This window comes from Nocardia sp. N2S4-5 (assembly GCF_044628355.1).
Classification (GTDB): Bacteria; Actinomycetota; Actinomycetes; order Mycobacteriales; family Mycobacteriaceae; genus Nocardia; species Nocardia wallacei_B.
This window is the reverse complement of the sequence record NZ_JBIUPM010000001.1, coordinates 313,914-330,825: the sequence shown is the minus strand read 5'-3', so window position 1 is coordinate 330,825 and position 16,912 is coordinate 313,914. Positions and strand designations below refer to the sequence as shown.

The 16,912-nt window shown below is 69.8% G+C and carries 17 protein-coding genes; 7 read left to right on the top strand and 10 right to left on the bottom strand.

From position 1 onward, the window contains the following. Positions 1-27 precede the first annotated feature (27 nt). Complete coding sequence (locus tag ACFMRZ_RS01510) at positions 28-651, top strand: TetR/AcrR family transcriptional regulator (RefSeq protein ID WP_400177564.1); 624 nt, start codon at positions 28-30, stop codon at positions 649-651. Here the strand turns inward: ACFMRZ_RS01510 and ACFMRZ_RS01505 are convergent. Then, positions 626-1,087, bottom strand: coding sequence for a hypothetical protein (locus ACFMRZ_RS01505; RefSeq protein WP_400177563.1), 462 nt, complete (start codon positions 1,085-1,087; stop codon positions 626-628). The two genes, ACFMRZ_RS01510 and ACFMRZ_RS01505, sit on opposite strands and share 26 nt — an antisense overlap. A 152-nt stretch (positions 1,088-1,239) precedes the next feature. On the opposite strand from ACFMRZ_RS01505, the gene ACFMRZ_RS01500 reads away from it, so the two are divergent. The 3 genes from ACFMRZ_RS01500 to ACFMRZ_RS01490 all read left to right on the top strand — a co-directional run bounded on the left by ACFMRZ_RS01500 (position 1,240) and on the right by ACFMRZ_RS01490 (position 4,423). After that, positions 1,240-2,118, top strand: a complete 879-nt coding sequence (locus ACFMRZ_RS01500) for a hypothetical protein (RefSeq protein ID WP_400177562.1) — start codon at positions 1,240-1,242, stop codon at positions 2,116-2,118. A 30-nt stretch (positions 2,119-2,148) separates the two neighbouring features. Further along, a complete protein-coding gene (locus ACFMRZ_RS01495) occupies positions 2,149-3,150 on the top strand; it encodes an AraC family transcriptional regulator (RefSeq protein WP_400177561.1) in 1,002 nt (333 codons plus the stop codon). 127 nt (positions 3,151-3,277) lie between these two features. Continuing rightward, positions 3,278-4,423 carry an acyl-CoA dehydrogenase family protein gene (locus ACFMRZ_RS01490; protein ID WP_400177560.1) on the top strand — a complete coding sequence of 382 codons (1,146 nt, stop codon included), beginning with the start codon at positions 3,278-3,280 and terminating at the stop codon, positions 4,421-4,423. Here ACFMRZ_RS01490 and ACFMRZ_RS01485 read toward each other — a convergent pair. After that, positions 4,404-5,006, bottom strand: a complete 603-nt coding sequence (locus ACFMRZ_RS01485) for a MerR family transcriptional regulator (protein WP_400177559.1) — start codon at positions 5,004-5,006, stop codon at positions 4,404-4,406. The genes ACFMRZ_RS01490 and ACFMRZ_RS01485 overlap by 20 nt on opposite strands. Positions 5,007-5,095: 89 nt before the next feature. Beyond that, positions 5,096-5,524, bottom strand: coding sequence for a hypothetical protein (locus ACFMRZ_RS01480; protein ID WP_280270319.1), 429 nt, complete (start codon positions 5,522-5,524; stop codon positions 5,096-5,098). A 201-nt stretch (positions 5,525-5,725) separates the two neighbouring features. On the opposite strand from ACFMRZ_RS01480, the gene ACFMRZ_RS01475 reads away from it, so the two are divergent. Next, positions 5,726-6,406 (top strand): hypothetical protein, encoded by a 681-nt coding sequence (locus tag ACFMRZ_RS01475; RefSeq protein ID WP_400177558.1) that lies wholly within the window; start codon positions 5,726-5,728, stop codon positions 6,404-6,406. Between the two features lie 13 nt (positions 6,407-6,419). On the opposite strand, the gene ACFMRZ_RS01470 is transcribed toward ACFMRZ_RS01475, so the two are convergent. The 4 genes from ACFMRZ_RS01470 to ACFMRZ_RS01455 all read right to left on the bottom strand — a co-directional run bounded on the left by ACFMRZ_RS01470 (position 6,420) and on the right by ACFMRZ_RS01455 (position 10,490). Next, a complete protein-coding gene (locus ACFMRZ_RS01470; RefSeq protein WP_280365932.1) occupies positions 6,420-7,802 on the bottom strand; it encodes an AarF/ABC1/UbiB kinase family protein in 1,383 nt (460 codons plus the stop codon). Beyond that, complete coding sequence (locus ACFMRZ_RS01465) at positions 7,799-7,948, bottom strand: hypothetical protein (protein WP_280270316.1); 150 nt, start codon at positions 7,946-7,948, stop codon at positions 7,799-7,801. The genes ACFMRZ_RS01470 and ACFMRZ_RS01465 overlap by 4 nt, the downstream gene beginning before the upstream one ends. An 88-nt stretch (positions 7,949-8,036) precedes the next feature. Continuing rightward, complete coding sequence (locus ACFMRZ_RS01460) at positions 8,037-9,047, bottom strand: alpha/beta hydrolase (RefSeq protein WP_400177557.1); 1,011 nt, start codon at positions 9,045-9,047, stop codon at positions 8,037-8,039. 231 nt (positions 9,048-9,278) lie between these two features. Beyond that, positions 9,279-10,490: an esterase/lipase family protein gene (locus tag ACFMRZ_RS01455; protein ID WP_400177556.1), complete on the bottom strand. Its 1,212-nt coding sequence runs from the start codon at positions 10,488-10,490 to the stop codon at positions 9,279-9,281. 358 nt (positions 10,491-10,848) lie between these two features. On the opposite strand from ACFMRZ_RS01455, the gene ACFMRZ_RS01450 reads away from it, so the two are divergent. After that, positions 10,849-11,469 (top strand): YdcF family protein, encoded by a 621-nt coding sequence (locus ACFMRZ_RS01450; protein ID WP_400177555.1) that lies wholly within the window; start codon positions 10,849-10,851, stop codon positions 11,467-11,469. 143 nt (positions 11,470-11,612) lie between these two features. Here ACFMRZ_RS01450 and ACFMRZ_RS01445 read toward each other — a convergent pair whose 3' ends face one another. Then, complete coding sequence (locus tag ACFMRZ_RS01445) at positions 11,613-12,842, bottom strand: PucR family transcriptional regulator (RefSeq protein ID WP_400177554.1); 1,230 nt, start codon at positions 12,840-12,842, stop codon at positions 11,613-11,615. A gap of 412 nt (positions 12,843-13,254) precedes the next feature. After that, the gene (locus ACFMRZ_RS01440) at positions 13,255-14,685 is read right to left on the bottom strand and encodes a lipase family protein (RefSeq protein WP_400177553.1); all 1,431 of its coding nucleotides are present in this window, start codon (positions 14,683-14,685) and stop codon (positions 13,255-13,257) included. A gap of 336 nt (positions 14,686-15,021) precedes the next feature. On the opposite strand from ACFMRZ_RS01440, the gene ACFMRZ_RS01435 reads away from it, so the two are divergent. Then, positions 15,022-15,675 carry an SDR family oxidoreductase gene (locus ACFMRZ_RS01435; protein WP_400177552.1) on the top strand — a complete coding sequence of 218 codons (654 nt, stop codon included), beginning with the start codon at positions 15,022-15,024 and terminating at the stop codon, positions 15,673-15,675. A gap of 7 nt (positions 15,676-15,682) precedes the next feature. Here ACFMRZ_RS01435 and ACFMRZ_RS01430 read toward each other — a convergent pair whose 3' ends face one another. Beyond that, complete coding sequence (locus tag ACFMRZ_RS01430) at positions 15,683-16,897, bottom strand: lipase family protein (protein ID WP_400177551.1); 1,215 nt, start codon at positions 16,895-16,897, stop codon at positions 15,683-15,685. Positions 16,898-16,912: the final 15 nt, after the last annotated feature.

Sequence of the window (16,912 nt, the reverse complement as noted above, 5' to 3'; positions counted from 1 at the left end):
AAGGAAAGAATGTTACATACTCGGAGTATGTTGTCTCGACGGGACCAGAATGCGGCGGACACCAGGCGGGCACTGGTGGAGAGCGCGGCGAAGTTGTTCGCTGCCGACGGGTTCGAAAGAACCTCGACCGATCGGATCGCCGCGGTCGCGCGCGTCACCAAAGGCGCCCTGTATCACCACTTCTCGAACAAGCGGGAGTTGTTCCGGGCCGCCCTCGAGCTGGTCGACGAACAGACCGTCGCGGCGATCGCGGCGCGGACGAGTTCGGCGAGCACGCCGTGGGAGGCCGTCGTCGCGGGTCTGAACGCGTTTCTGGATCGCTGCCTGGATCCCGCCTATCAGCAGATCTGTTTCCGGGACGGTCCGACGGCGCTCGGGTTCGTCGACTGGTGGGAACACGGTGAACGCCACGTCGAGGGCGTGCTCGAGGCGGCGTTGTCGGCCCTGTCCGAGAACGGGACCATCGTCACCGCCGATGTCGACGCGCTCGCGCAGGTGCTGTACGGGTCGCTGTCGGCCGCCGCGCTGGCCATCACTCGCGCCGAGGACCAGCGGGCGGCCCGTGATGCGATGGGCCGCAGCCTGATCGAGCTGCTCGAAGGCCGGCGCTCCGGGGCGAGCCCGGTCAGGCCGGGGCGGGCACGTCGATGACCAGTTCGGCCGGGTTGGGGTTCGTGCTCACCTGGACCGCGACTCGGCCCGAGCCGTCGAGCGTGAAAAAGGCGGCGTGCCAACCATAGTGGCCGTCGTACTGGGTGCTGCGCGTCTCGGTCTGGCTCGCGCCGGTATCCAGGTTCCGCATCGTCACGGTGGTCGGGATCTCGCAGTTGCCGCCCGGCGATCCGGACAGCGAGCCCAGCGGGTTGGCGTCCGGCGTGAAATGCACCGTGACCCGGGCCGAGCTGTCGATGAAGTCGGCGAACTCGCCCGCCTGCTGGCCCCGGCTGGACGAGACCTCCGCGGTGACCTTGCCCGAGCACCCCGCCGCCGGCCCGTTGACCTGAGCGGGTTCGAAATACAGCGGGTCCGCGGACGCCGGACCGGTCGGCACGAAGAACACCAGCACCGGCAAGATCGGTGCTGCCACGACCCTCAGTACGCCACGTTTCACGGCTTCCGTCCTTCCTCGCAACCCCGCGGGGTCAGGCCAATTCCAGCGAACCGGCCTTACGTTACCCGCCACGACCTGGACCCGGCCAATTCGAACATATTTTCGAATCTCGAGCTATTCTCATCGGCATGGTCAGCTCCCGCCACGAGGCGATGCACCGGATCTTCCGTCATGACCCGGGGGTTTTCGCCCGCGCCTTCCGCGCCATGGATCTGCCGTTCCCCGACCCCGTGTCGGTCGATCTCATGCCGACCGACCTCACCGAGATCGCGCCGCTCGAGCGCCGTGTCGACAGCCTGCTGCGGATCGGCACGGCCGAGGGCGCGTTCCTGTTGCTGGTCGAGGCGCAGAGTCAGGATGATCCGGACAAACCGGCCGCCTGGGCCTACTATGTCGCCCACGCGCACAGCAAATATCGCCTGCCCGTGATTCTCCTGGTGGTCTGCCACGACAAGGTGACCGCGCTCTGGGCCGCCTCGCCGCCGACCATCGGGCTCCCGCTCTGGCCCAGCCTCACCGTGCGACCGATGGTGCTGGGCCCCAACAACCTCCCCGTGCTGACCGACAAGGAATCGGCGGCCGAGGACATCCCCCTGGCCTCGCTCGCGGCCATCGCGCACGCCAAGCACCCGCGCATCGGTGACATACTGACAGCACTGGCCACCGCCATGAAAGAGATCGGCGACGAGACGGACCGCGCCATCCTCGCCGAACTCACCGAACTCGGCCTGGGCCGCACGCCGGCCGCCCGGATCTGGAGGCAGTTGATGACCGACCTGTCGTTCTTCCGCTCGGAGTCCTCGCAATTGCTGCGGGCCGAAGGTCGCGTCGAGGGCCGCGTCGAAGGGATCGCGGGCAGCATCCTGCGGATCCTGGCGCGCCGCGGCGTCACGGTCCCCGAAGCGGCCCGCGAGCGCATCACCGCCTGCGACGACGTGACGCTGCTCAACACCTGGCTCGATCGGTCCGTCGACGCCCGCTCCGTCGAGGAGGTCTTCGGCGGATAGCGGCCCCGGCGCGGTTGCTACGGTCTGCGGGTGACCTCGACCGACGCCGGATACACGCTGCCCATCGCGCGGGTGCTGGCCATGGTCGAACTCGCGCGGGCGCGCGGCTGGGACGTGGCCGACATGCTCGGCGCGGCCGGTATCTCGCCGGAACTACTCGCCGAGGGCCGGTCCCGCGTCACCGTCGACCAGACGGTGCGGATGGTGCAGCGGCTGTGGCGCGCCACCGACGACGAATTGTTCGGCCTCGGACTGCATCCCATGCCGCGCGGCACCTTCCGGCTGGTCTGTTTCGCGCTGATCGGCGCCCCGGACGTGGGTGCGGCGATCCGGCGGTTCGTCGGCTTCCAGAAGTCGCTGCCCGGCTTTCCGCCGCTGACGCTGACCGTCGAGGACGAGTTGGCCCGCTTGGCCTTCGACATCGGCGCGGTGCGCAACCCGGTCGGGCTGATCATCGACACCATGCTGACCGTCACCCACCGCTTCCTGGGCTGGGCCGCCGGCGGCCGGATTCTGCTGCGCCGCGTCGAAGTCCCCTATCCCCCTTCGGGTCTCGACGACTACGATCTGATATTCGGTGCGCCCGTGCGGTTCTCGGCGCCCGCCCCCGCGCTCGTGTTCGACGCCGCGCAGCTGACCGCCCCGCTGGTACGCGACGAGGACGACCTGCTGGTCTTCTTGCGCGACGCCCCGTCGGCGGTGATCGGCCGCCGCCACTATTCGCTGTCGCTCAGCGCCCGGGTGCGCCACATCCTCGAACGCGGGCGCACCGGCGCGTGGCCGACCCTGGACGAGGTCGCCGCACAGCTGGCGATGAGCCCGTCGACGCTGCGCCGCAAGCTGCGCGAGGAACACACCTCGGCCCGCGAGATCCGCGAGCAGATCCTGCGTGATGCCGCCATCGCGAGCCTGGTGCGCGGTGAGGAGACCGTGGCCGCGCTGTCGCGGCGGCTCGGCTTCTCCGAACCGAGCGCCTTCTCCCGCGCGTTCCGGCGCTGGACCGGCAGCCCGCCCGGCTCCTACCAGCGCTGAGCGCCCGCCACCTCCACAACCCCGCGACTCGAGCGGTCCGGTCAAGGAAACGAGCGGTGCGGTCATTGGCGCGCGGCCACCGCCCGGCCAGCATCGGAGACACGCATACGAACAGAGGAGTTCTGCTGTGCCTTTGCACCGTTCACCGTGGATGGACGAGGATCTGGACGCGCTGGCCGAGCTGGCGCGCCAGTTCTTCGAGAAGGAGTGCGCGCCCAACGAGGACCGGTGGGGCCGCCAGCACCACGTGGACCGCGAGGTCTGGAACAAAGCCGGAGACGTCGGGCTGCTGTGCCTGAGCATCCCCGAGGAATACGGCGGGGGCGGCGGCACTTTCGCGCACGAGGCCGTGGTGGCGATCGAGCAGACCCGGGCCCTGGCGCCCAGCCTCGGCAACCCGGTCCACTCCACGATCGTCGCGCACTACATCAACTCCTACGGCACCGAGGAGCAGAAGCGGGCCTGGCTGCCGAGGATGGCGAGCGGGGAGATCGTCGGAGCCATCGCCATGACCGAGCCGGGCACGGGGTCGGATCTGCAGAACATCCGCACCAAGGCGGCCGTGGACGGCGACGACTACGTCATCAACGGGGCCAAGACCTTCATCTCCAACGGGCTGCTCGCCGATCTGGTGATCGTCGCCGCCAAGACCGGCGAAGGCAAAGGCGCGGAAAGCGTTTCGCTCATCGCGGTGGAGACCACCCGTGACGGCTTCCGGCGCGGGCGCAACCTGGAGAAGGTAGGCCAGCACGGGCAGGACACCTGTGAGCTGTTCTTCGACGACGTGCGGGTGCCGAAGTCGAACCTGCTCGGCAGCGCCGAGGGGCTCGGCTTCATCCAGCTCATGCAGCAGCTGCCGCAGGAGCGGCTGATCCTCGCCGTCGCGGCGGCGGGCGCCATCGAGAAGTCGGTGGAGCTGACGGTCGCCTACACCAAGGAGCGCGAGGCCTTCGGCAAGGCGATCTTCAAGTTCCAGAACACCCAGTTCGTGCTGGCCGAATGCGACACCATCAAGAGTGTGGCCTGGGCGTTCACCGACGACTGCATCGCCAAGCATCTGCGTGGCGAGCTGGACGTCCCCACCGCCGCGAAGGCGAAGTGGTGGCTGACCGAGCAGCAGTGCCGCGTCGCCGACGAATGCCTGCAACTGTTCGGCGGCTACGGCTACATGGCCGAATACCCCATCTCCCGCGCCTTCACCGACGCCCGCATCCAGAAGATCTACGGCGGCACCAACGAGATCATGAAGGTCATCATCGGCCGGAGTCTGTGATCGACGGCGGGAGCAGGCGGCGGCGGGTGGCCGCCATTCGCTCCCGTTCGGCCGGGCTCAGCGCGGCTGCGGCTTCCTCACGTCGCTGGGACAGGGCAGCGAGTTCCGCCGGGCCGAGCCGGGCGGTGTGTTCGGCGCGGCGCTGCCGCATGCGGTCGAATTCCTCTTGTGTCAGTGGTTGATTCATGTGGATCGTCTCCTCGATCAATCGCAGGAACTCCGTTGCCGACGGCTCGACCTGTGCGTCGAGTCCGCCGAGCACACCGAGCAGCCGCGACCGTAGGGCCACCGCCTGTGCGATCCGGTCGTCGAGGACGGCGAGCTGCTGCCGGACCACGCTCCGGGGGTCGGAGTCGGGTTCGGCCGCGAGCAACCCCGCGATCTCCTCGAGCGGAAATCCGAAGCCGCGCAAGGCGACAATGCGATGCAGTCGCCGGACGTCGGACTCGGTGTAGCAGCGGTGCCCGCCCGACGTTCGCGATGACGGCGGCAGCAGGCCGAGCCGGTCGTAGTGATGCAGCGCCCGGACGGTCACCCCGGTTTCCCGGGCCAGCTCGCCGATCCGCCACATTCGCTCGCCCACTGCCGCCTCCTGTCGGTGTGCGATTTCCACGCTAGAACCTGACGTTACGTCGGTTTCAAGCACGAATTTCGCGGCGTCCGGCCGTTCCCCTACTCCGTGGTGAGTTCGGCGAGGGCGTCGGCGGCGTCGCGGTTGCCGCCCGCGGCGAGGCGGCGCAGTTCGATCAGGTCGCGCTGTTCGGCGGCCAGCTGGACGAGTTCGTCGACGGCGTCGGTATTGCCCTGGTCGGCCCAGCGGCGCAGCTCGCCCATGTCGCCGCGCTCGACGGCCAGTTCGATCAGGGCGTCGACAGCGTCGTGGCTGCCCTGGTCGGCCAGATGGCGTAGTTCGTCCACGTCGTCGCGCTCACTCGCCAGCTCGACCAGCTGGTCGACGGCGTCGGTGTAGCCGCGGTCGGCCCAGTTCCGCAGTTCGGCCAGGTCCTCGCGCTCGGCGGCCGACTCGATCAGCTCGGCGATCGCGTCGCTGTCCCCGCCTGCCGCGCGGGTCCGCAGCTCGGTCAGATCGGGATCGGTCATGCGGCACGCCCCTTTCGGTGGTCGCCAGGCGGTATCCGGCTCGGACCGAGCATATTCCGCCGGTGTCGTGGATCGAGGTTTGCCGAGGTATCCCCCGCGCGTCCGAGGATTCGGTGATCCGGAATGGAGTGTTCGCGCCATAGAATCCACACGGGAGGCGGGCGAGGGATCGAATATCGTGCGGGACGACGAGGAGGGCGTATGAACGGCACACGGATTGCGGGAGTTTTTGCGGCACTGGCGATTTCGGTCGGGGTTGGTGTCGTGGCGGCACCGGCGCACGCGGGTCCGGCCGATTGTGCGGCGGGTGATCCGCTGCGGCCCGAGGCGGAGCTGTTCGCCACCGACAACACGGCCACCATCACCGATCCGGGTGATGCCCGGCTGCGCGACCGGCTGGAACTCTTCGAACTCCAGGTCGACGGGATCGCGCTGCGACAGCTCACCCTGCCGATCGGCTCGACACTGGTGAGCGGCGTGTTCTGGTCCGACACGCAGCAGCGGGCCACCTATGAGCGGTCACGCGCCTTCCACCTGGCCTGCCTGGCCGGGCCGGACCTGCGGCGCGTCGCGGATCAGGTGCGCACCCGGTTCGGGCAGGAGTCGGTGCTGACGTTCGAGCCGTTGCCCGCCGACTCCTCCGCACGCGACGCATTCACCGTCGAGATACCCGGCGTCGACGTCACCCGCTTTTACGACGCTCTGGTCTCCGACCCGGAGGCCCGCGACCGCCTCGTCGGCGGATCGGTCACCGAGGACCACACCCTGATCCTGATCGCCGACCTCGCCGACCTCCCGCTGGTCCAGCGCTTCGTCACCCGGCTGGGCGCGGCCTGGGACCCGGCCCGAATCCGTTACGGCGACCGCGAATTCGTGGAATGACGCGGCGACGAGATCAGTCCGGCAGATCGATCCCCTGCTCGGCGGCCTTGGCGGCCACCTCCTCGGGGAAGATGTTGCGGAACAGGTAGAGGTCCTGGCCCAGGCGCCAGCCGGGCGCCAGGGCCACCGCATAGCGTTCGAAATACCCGAGCTGCTTGCCCATCAGAATGAGCTGCTCGGGACCGGACGCCCCGCGGCGCTTGCCGAACTCCACCATGCGGGCGGCCACCTTGCCCATGTCCAGCTGGGCCAGCTTGCCCGACAGCACCGGCGCCAGCGCGGTCGCCAGCTGCCGCCCGATGGTGGCGTCGTCGCCGGAATCGCCGTCGACCAGATCCAGCTCCCGCAGCGCCCGCGCGACGGGGCGGAAGTCGCCGTCGATGGCGCTGGCGTGGAACAGCGCGCCCACGAACTCGCGCCACTGCGGGCTCATCTTGCCGACGATGCCGAAGTCGAGCATGGCCGCCCGGCCGTCCTCGAGCAGCCACAGGTTGCCCGCGTGCACGTCGCCGTGGAAAAGCCCGTGCACCACAACGCTTTCCACCCACGCCTTCACCAGGCGCCGGATCAACAGCTCCGGGTCGGGATGCACGGCGCGGATGTCGTCGAAGCGGTCCAGCGGCATGCCGCGCATGCGTTCCATGCACAGCACGCGGGGGCCGCAGAAGTCCCAATACACTTCGGGCACAACGACACTCGCATTGTCACCGAAGGCGCGCAGGTGGGCGCGGGCGCGGGTCTGGTTGTCGGCCTCGTTGCGGAAGTCCAGCTCGGCGACGGTGGTCTCGTACAGGTCGCGCACCACGCCCTCGGCATTGGCGACGCGGGCGTTCTCCGAACGCTTCTGCATCACCCCCGCCAGGCGGTACGCCGCGCGCAGGTCCACGATCATGCGCCGCGCGATATCGGGCCGCTGCACCTTCACCACGGCCGGTCGGCCGTCGGCCAGCACGCATCCGTGCACCTGCGCGACCGACGCCGCCGACAGCGGTACGTCGTCGAATTCCCGGAACAGCTCCGCGATCGGCCGGCCGAGATCGGCCTCGATGATGGCGCGCGCGTCCACCGCGGGGAACGGCGGCACGTCGTCGAGGCAGCGCAGGCACGCGTCGGTCAGCTCCGGGGGGAACGACGCGGGAGAGGAGGCGATCAGCTGACCGAGTTTGACGAACATCGGGCCGAGCGTCTCGAATCCGTCGACCACGCCGTCGGCCATGGCGCGGCGGCGTTTCGGGCGGCGCAGTCCGCCGCGCACCACCCGCCGCGTCACCGCCGCACCGAGGACGGTCCCGATGACGGCGGTCCGCCGGAATTCGGAGAAGCCGAACTTGTCCAGGGCGGGCCGCCGGATGTCGGCCTCGGGCACCGTGTCGGTCTCGAGCGCGCCGGCCGTCACCGCGCGCCGCCGATCACCGCGCGCCCGGCGTCCCATGGCTTGGGGACGTGCCCGCTGTCCGTTGTTGTCTCGAGGCCCTCTGCTCGGCTCATCTGCACCGCTCCGACCGCCTTGTCGCTCTCGTTCGAAACGCCGACTTTCGACATTCCCCGGCGCCTGCCCTGCGCGGCGCCGGCTCGGCTGTACGACGGAAAGTCTACGACCATTCCGCCGCGGGACCTGGCAACCGCCGGGTCAGGCGGGCACGCCGAGCCCCGAGGCCAGCACCGGCCACGACCGCTTCAGCGCATCCTGCCAGTACCCCCAGGAGTGCGTGCCGGTGGGTTCGAAGTCGAAGGTCGCCGGGATCGCGAGCTGCCCCAGCCGGGTCTGCAGATTGTGCGTGCAGTAATCCACCGCCGCCTCGATGACTCCGCCGATGAGCAGCTGGTTCACATAACCGCGCGGACCGGGCTGCATGTGACTGCCGTTGTAGACGTCGTACAGGCCGGGCACGCCGGTGCCGCTGGAGATGAACAGCTGCAGGCCGCGCAGCCCCTCGGCGTGCAGGTACGGATCGTTGTCCGCCCACATCGGGTCGTTGTCAGGGCCGTACATATTGACCGTGTCGCCGCCGCCCCAGGTCTCCACCGACAGCTTCACGAACTGGCGGCCGATCGGATCGCTGGTCTGAGCGCAGCCGCTGTAGGCGGCCACCGCCCGGTACAGACCCGGCTTGGCGATGGGCAGCTGCAGCACCGAGGTGCCCGAGGTGGACAGGCCCGCCACCGCGTTCGCGCCGGTGGTGGCGAACTCGGCATCGATCAGCGGCGGCAGTTCCTCGGTGAGGAACGTCTTCCATTTGTACACACCGAGTTTCGGGTCCGGGGCGCGCCAGTCGGTGTAGTAGCTCCACTTGCCGCCTACCGGTTGCACGACGTAGGTCTGCTTGTCCGCGAGGAACTTCAGCACGTCGGTGTTGCGCTGCCAGGTGGCCGTATCCTGGCCGCCCCCACCGCCGTTGAGCAGATACAGCACCGGCGCGGGCGCCTCGGCGTCGGCCGGGCGCTGCACATTCACCATGAAGTCGGTGTTCATCGCCGCCGAGTGCACGCGCAGCTGCACAGTGCGCCCGTCGACCGGCCACGATCCGGTGACCGCCGACCCGTCCGGGGCCTCCGCCGCGGCCGGCGCCGCCCCCAGCAGGGCGCCGACCGCGACGGCGACAGCGGGAATCACGCTGCCCCGCAGTAGTTTCCGGATCATCTGGGAGTCTCCTGTTCTGGTGGTTCAGCGGCCGGACAGGCCGGTGCCCGCCGGGCGGTGTGGGTTGGTGCACCGCCCGGCGGGCCGGTTGCCGCCGTCCGTGACCGTCGCGCACGGGATAACGGAGTGGGCCGGCGAGCCCATCCCGCGCAGACGTGACGGCGGGCGATGCGCGGCGGGACGCGTTGGGGTATCAGGGAATTCGCGTCCCGCCGAGCACCGGTCGGATGGTCAGAGCTTGCCGCCGCCGCCGATCAGCCACGGGTTGAAGGTGCAGACCAGTGGTTGTGACGGGTCGAGGGTGTTGAGGATGATCGAGAGCACCCGCGGGGAGTACATCAACGTCAAATGGTCCGACAGGTCCTGCTCACACCCGTCCTGCAGGGTGATGTTACGCACCGTCGCACCCGGACCCGCGGTGAGGAACGTCAGATCATACGGAGTGGTCACCTCGTCGTAGCGGGTACCGACCACCGTGTAATCCACCCCCGGCACCGTGTCACCACCCGCATTCAACGCGTTGACGAAATCCGAACCCACCGTCTGCTGAATCCCCGAATGCCCCACGAAGATCTCCACCAGACCCAGCACATCGATCCCGAAATTGTTGATCGCCCGCCCCAGCGCACCGATCCCATCCAGCGTGGTGCCGTGATTGGTGGCACCGAAGGTCAGCAGATGATCCACCTTCGACGCCCCACCCTCGAACTTCAGATACTGCCGCGACACCGCCCCACCCTGCGAATGCCCGACGATGTTCACCTTCTGCGCCCCCGTCGCCGCCAGCACCCGATCCACGAACACCGCGATCTGCTTGGCCGAGTCCTGGATCAACCCCGTCCCGTTCGCCCCCGGCAGCACCGACCCCAGCCCGCCACCCTCGACCAGATTCGACTGACCGTAGTTGAACGTGAACACACAATGACCCGCATCATGGATCGGCTGGGACACGAACGCGAAGTTGTCGTACGCGTTCTCCCACGTCCCATGGATCAACACCACCGGCTCGGGATGGGCCGCGGTCGGCTTACAGTTCCAGTCGTTACTGCCCGGCGGCGCCACATTCGGATTCAGCAACCCGTACCCGAACGCCGCCAGGAACGCCGACGACGCCGGCCCGTACCCCACCGTGTCCGACGAATGCCCACCCGAGGACCCCGAACTCGACCCCGAACCCCCATAACAATCACCCGACCCATTCCCCGACCCCGCCCCACTACCCGACGTGCACGCGGACCCGGAACTACCCGCGCTACCCGTATCAGCGATCGGACGCGCCGCCGGATCCTTCAAACCCTGCCCGATCACATCGGCCAACTGCTGCTCACCGGACACCGGCGCGGGATCGGCGCTGGCGCCGACACCCCCGAAGCCCATTGCGAGCAGCGAGACTCCTACGAGTACCGCGGCACTCAACGGCCTGCGGCGGGTACTTCGTCTCATTCCATGCCTTCCTGCAGAACCACAGCGTTCTCCAGTTCCGGTGCCGCGTGGTGATTTCGGCCGACCCGGAACTGCGCTCAAACGCTAGGTCGGCGGAACGGCGCCGGATACGAACTACAGCACGGTCTTCGAAATCTCACGAGAGGCGCGCAGGGACGCAGTGAAAGTTCACGACCAGGGAAATCCGCGGCGGCACGGCGTCACATCGGCAATGGGCTGTCGCATTCACAATGAGCGCGCATCGGCGCCGTGAGTTGTCCAGCGCTGCAACTTATCACGATCCGATCACAGTGACCGGGTGCATCATCTCCGTAGTATTTCGCTCCGCCGACGCCGGCGGTTCTCTCCGGGAGATCCGATGCCCCACACCACGATCCCACTGTTGCGATCCGGTACCCGCCTGTTGGCCGGTGCCGCCCTTGCCGCGGGAATATTGCTGAACGCGCCTGCCGCCCCGGCCGATCCGATCGTCGACACCGTCGCCGCGGTGATCGGCTCGCTGGGCGGCGTCGAACCCGGCACGCCCCTGCCGCTCCCGCACGGGCCCGGTACCGCCATCGTGGTGCTGGGGTATGGGCTGGAACCGGACGGGCGGATGCGGCCCGAGCTGATCGGCCGCCTGGAGGCCGGTTTCGTGCAGGCCGTGGTCTCGCCGCAGTCACCGGTCATCGTGACCGGCGGCAATCCGCGCGGCGGTGTCACCGAGGCCGACGCCATGGCCCGCTGGCTCGTGGACCGCGGCATCGCGGCCGACCGCGTCCACATCGAGCCCGCCGCGACCGACACCCGCGCGAACGCCGCCAACTCGGCGGAACTCATGCGCGGACTGGGCACCGGCGACGCCGTACTGGTCACCTCCGCCGACCACATGCCGCGCGCGACAGCGATATTCGCCGACGCCGGGGTGCCGGTGGTGGGAACGGTCACGCCCGACGCACTCCCGCCCCTACTGCTCGAACGGTTCGGGCCCACGGAATAACCCGCCGGAATCTTTCCCGGCCCGGGATCAGCCGAGGCCCCCAGCCCGGACGGGTCCGGGCCGGGGGCTTCCGACGACGATAACGGCCCACGCCCCGGCCAGGAGACGCCCGGGATTCGGCGGGTTCGAAGGCCGCCCGCGCCTCAGACCTCCGCGAGTTCGAAGGCCAGTAGCGCCAGGCTGGCGCGCGAGATGCTGTCCGGGTGCGAGAGGTTCAGGCCGGCGAGACGTTCGATGCGACGGAGGCGGTGCGAGACGCTGTTGGGATGGATGTGCAGCTGCCCGGCGGTGGCGCGGCGGTCCAGCCCGCTGCGCAGGAACGCGCGCAGTGTCTCCACCAGCTCCGGGTGCGGCGTCAGCGGGTCGAGCACCGCGGCGAGATGTTCGCGCGCGGGGCCCGGCCGGGTCATCTGGTACTCCACGGCCACGTCGACCATCCGGTACAGGCCGGGCGAACGGCCCAGTGCGCGTACCAGTTCCAGCAGTTCCCGGGCCTGCTCGGCCAGTTCGGGGATGTCCTCGGTGGCGCCGGTGACGACCGTCGCGGTCAGCGGCACCGAGGCCGCCGCGGAGAGCACGTCGAGGGTGTCGGCGGTCATCGCGAGCCCGCCGTTGAGCGCCGTGGGATCCTCCACCGGAACCAGGATGGTGCCGCCGTCCACCGACAGCAGCGACAACGCCCGCGAGCCGAGTACCGGCGCCAGGGCGCTCTGCAACCGCCGCAGCTTGCGCCGGGCCACGCCCTCGGTGTTCAGCCGCGGGTCGCGCTCGCCGGGATGCGGCGGAATCGCCAGTGCCACCACCTGATACGTGCCCGCCACGGTGATGCCCGTGCGGCGCGCCAGCGCCTCGCGGCCGTGGCCGCTGAGCAGGGCCGTCACCAGAGTCTGTGCGGCCGTTTGGTGATGGCGGGCCGCCAGCCGGTGTTCGTCCAGGTACGCCGAGGAGGTGGCGACGGTGACGGTCTCCAGCAGGCGCAGCATTTCCTCGGTACCGGCCAGCAATTCGGCTGGGCCGCACCGCTGTTCGGCGGCGACCTGCTCGAAACCGCGGCGGACCGTCTCGTGGTAGGTCCGCAGTACGGTGTCCAGGTCGATGCCCTCGCGGGCCCATTCGGCGGCGCGGCCGACCAGCTCCGCCAGCTGCGCGGCCTCGCGCGGGCCGGGGTCGGACAGCGCGCGCAGCGTCAGGACCAGGCAGTCGCGCACACCGGCGGTCAGTCCCGCGGTGTCGGGGCCGGATTTCGGGCGGGCGCGTAAGTGTTCGGCCAGCTTCGTCGCCAGCAGGCCCGGCGGTGCGGCGTCGGTGGGCGGCTCGGGGGACGCGACGGTGCGGCTGGGCGGGGGGCTCAGGACCGGTGCGGAAGATGTCATCGGGTCGCTCCAGAAATGTCGTGACCGCGGCGTGTACCCGCCGGGCGCCAGGGGTGAGGTCGCGCCCGGCGGATCGATCCACTGCTGCGCACTCGCACCGTGCAACGGAGGGGGTTGGTAGTCCACATGCCGCGGTGCGGCGGTGCGCCGGCGGGCGGTCCTGTCTTTCGGGGCAACCGCCCGACGATGGCTGGCCCGGCTACCGAACCGGCGCCCTCCTTCCTGTCCGGGTGCGGCGCGCCGATGCCAGGCGCGGCGCCGACCGCGCAAACACCGGCGCCGCACTCATATCACGGTACGGCCACGAAACCGCGCTCCGGCGAATCGGCTTGAATCCGATGACAATTCATGAAGGCCGGGTCGTACGCCTAGGGGCGGCACACAAATTGACGCCGGGAAAGGGCCCGGAATTTCAGCACTCGTTCGGTGCCGAAACTCCCCGTAATCGCTGATCCACCCAGTTCATCGCGTCCGGGTAACCCACCCCGGCGGCGATGATGTGTTCGCCGAGCACGCTGCGGTATACCGCGGGCACGCCCAGGTGACACTGCTCGCGGAACAGGGTGCGGGCGCCCTCGGCGGGGATCCACCATTCCTGCTCGCCGTTGTAGATGTACAGCGGCACGGCCGATTTCATGTCCTGCATGCGAGTGACGTCATAGATCTCGGTGGCGATGTCGCTGTGCAGCGGGTCGGGGATCTCGGAGGCCAGGTCGATGGGCAGCATCAGCACGCCCGGCAACGCGAACACGCCCGCGCAGGTGTCCTTCAGTGGGGAGATCGCGGCCCAGCGCGCGAGATTGTTCATGCGCGCCAGCATCTCCGGCCGTTCCCGGGCGACACCGAAGGCGGCGGCCAGGAAGATGCCCGAGGCGAGATTGGCGTTCATGCTGCGGCCCAGCAGTTCGTAATCGACCGGCACGCCGCCGAGCGCGGCACCCACGATCACGGGTGCGAGTTCGGGTGCGTAGGAGTCGATCAGCGCGACCGCGCCACGGGTCGCGATGGCGCCGCCGGAGTAGCCGTGCATGACGTAACGGCTGCCCGCGAACTCGCCCGGCGGCAGGCTGCGCGCGACGCGCACGGAGTCCAGCACCGCGTGCCCGGCCACATACGGCTCGGCGTAGGCCATTCGCGGGCCCTCGTGGTCGGGGATCAGTACAGCGTAGCCGCGCAGCACCGCCAGCTGGGTGGTCGGGGGAATGTAGTCGGTGGAGCCGTTGTCCAGGGAAAAGCCGTGCGCCAGCGCGTAACTCGGTGTGCATTTGCGGCCGAGCGCGTCGATGGGCAGATTGTTCACCAGCACCGGGCGGCTGCCGGCCGCCGGGCCCACCGGGATGACCAGCGTCGCGGTCGCGAAGGAGGGCGCGTCGTGGGCGTCGGTGGTGCGGAACTTCAGTTGCAGCACCTGCCGGACCGGAACCAGCAGCATCGGCCCCGCCACCGCGGTCACGTCCCGCACCTCGATCAGATCACCGGGCGCGAAGGTCTCCAGGTTCGGCGGCCAGGCATCGAACAGCGGATCACCCGCCGGCTTCGGCATCACGGCGTCCTGCAGCCCTACGAGGTCCGGGGACAGCCCGGCGCCGCCGGCCGCCTCTTCCTGCGGAGGAGGCGGGGGCGTGACGATCGGCGGTGGCGGCACCACCGCGTTGAGCCATTGCTGCAGATCCGGCACGTCCAGCCCGGCGGGCAGCGAAATCTGCGGCGGCCCGGGCAGACCCGGTGGCGCCGGGGTGCCGGGCAGCGCCGGAAGCGGCAGCGGCGGCTGCGCCTGCGCGAGGACCGCAGTGGGCCCGCAGACGATCAGCACCGTAGTGACGAAGACGCGCCAGCCACGCATGACTCACCCCCATGTGAGGTCGCAAAACCCGACCTCCGCCGTGCGGGCCCGGTCCCATGACACCGGGCCCGCCTGGTCGAGTTCTTCGAGGGTAGCGGCGCGGAATCGCTTGGAGCCGTGATTTATTCGTTCGTGCGCATCGCGAGTCCGGTTCGAGACCCGCCGACACGCCGCGCGCGCCGCGCCGCCGTGGCGGTCACGCCCGAACAACGGAGTCGGCCGCCCATGAGCCCGCGGCCCCGGCCGGACGCCCGTTCGGTCCGTAGGATGGCGGTGCGTTGCGATCGCCGCAGCTCACCGGGCTGCGGACCCTCGACATCGACGGAACGGAGAGCCATGCGCATCGTTATCGCGGGCGGGCACGGCAAGATCGCGCTGCTGCTGGCCGGGCTGCTCACGCGGCGCGGCGACGAGGTCGCGAGCCTCATACGCAATCCCGCGCACGCCGAGGAGGTGGCGGCCACCGGCGCGGAGCCGGTCGTACTGGACCTGGAGAACTCCACCGCCGACGCGGTCGCGGCCGTGCTGGCCGGGGCCGACGCCGCGGTCTTCGCCGCCGGGGCCGGGCCGGGCAGCACCGCGGAGCGCAAGTACACCGTCGACCGCGACGGATCGGTCCTCCTGGCCACGGCCGCGGAGCAGGCGAAGGCCACCCGGTTCGTGCAGATCTCCACCATGGGCGCGGGCAAGCCCCCGGCTCCGGATCGGGATGCGGTGTGGGCGGCCTACATCGACGCCAAGACCCAGGCCGAGGACGACCTGCGCGCCCGCGGCCTGGACTGGACCGTCCTGCGGCCCGGCCGCCTCACCGACGAGCCCGCGACCGGCGAGGTCCGTCTGGTCGAACCGCCCGGCGACTACGGCGCGGTCCCCCGCGCCGACGTCGCCGCCGTCATCGCCGAACTGCTGGCCGCCCCGAACACCGCGGGCAAGACCTTGGAACTCGTCTCGGGCGGCACGGCGATCGCCGCGGCGGTCGCGGCGATCTGACCCGCACTCAGCAGTTGCTCGGCGCGGCCTCTCCGCGCGCCCGCGCATCCAGCCAGGTCAGCACCTGCGGGAGGCCGAGCACGGCGGCGGTCAGGTGGTCGGGTACCGGAATCGCCTCGGCCTGCAACCGGACCCCGGCCGCGCACCAGCGCCGGTCGGTGTTGACGATGGAATCCACCGGCACCAGGCCGTCGATCGGCGAATGCCATTCGAGCACCGGCATATTCGGCACACTGTCGGTGTAGAGCTCGAGGCTGTTCTCCTCGATGACCTTGCGGGCCTCGGGGTCCTCGGTCATCTTGGTGGTCTTCGCGAAGTCCAGCGCGCCGCGCCCGGCCCCGGCGGTGAGCAGAGTGTTGGTGCAGCCGTTGGCGACCTGCTGCCCGAGCCGCACGCCCTGGTCGTTGAGCTGCTCGGAGATCGGGAAGCGGTCGGGGTACTCGCGTTCCAGCCCGACACCGGCGGCGAAGGCCAGCCCGAAGACCGGATGCGCGCCGTAGCCGAGGCCCTCGAGCATCTTCACCAGATTCATCGGCACCCCGCCGGCGGCGGCGCCCGCGATCTTCAACTCCGGCGCGTACTTCGGCGCGAGCGCGGCCGCCCAGGCCGTCGCCATGCCGCCGCCGGAGTACCCGGCCATCGTCACCGGGCTGTGCTCGACGCGCAACTGCTGCACCCGCTGCACGGCGCGAATGCCGTCCAGCGTGATCTGCCCGCCCAATTTGGCTGCGCCGTAGGCGTACTGTGGCCCCAGGTGGTCGGGCAGCGCGATAGTCCAGCCGCGCTGCAGCACCACGTTGTAGGCGGGCGCCTCGCGCACCATCAGATCGGGATCGGTGGTGTAGAGCGTGTGCGAGACCGAGCATTCGGTGCCCAGCCCGTTGATGATGGTCTGGTACGACAGCACCGGCCCGTCGGTGGCCCGGTGGCGCGGCGACAGCACGGTGGTGGTGGCCGCGATCGGTTCGTCCTGAGAATTCGTCGAGCGGAATTTGATCAGCCAGACGTCGGTGTCCGGAAAGATCGGCAACGGCGGCAATGCGCGGATGCCCAGGATATCACCCGGTTCGTGCCCGGCCACGTCCTCCGGCGCGGCATAGAACGGATCCGGGTCGGAGGCCGGATAGAACGGCGTCCCGGCCGCGGCCCCCGCCCCGGCGATCAGCAACAGCAGGCTACCGGCGCACGCACCCATCGCGCGCCGGACTGCGAACTTCCCCATGGCGCAGAACACTAT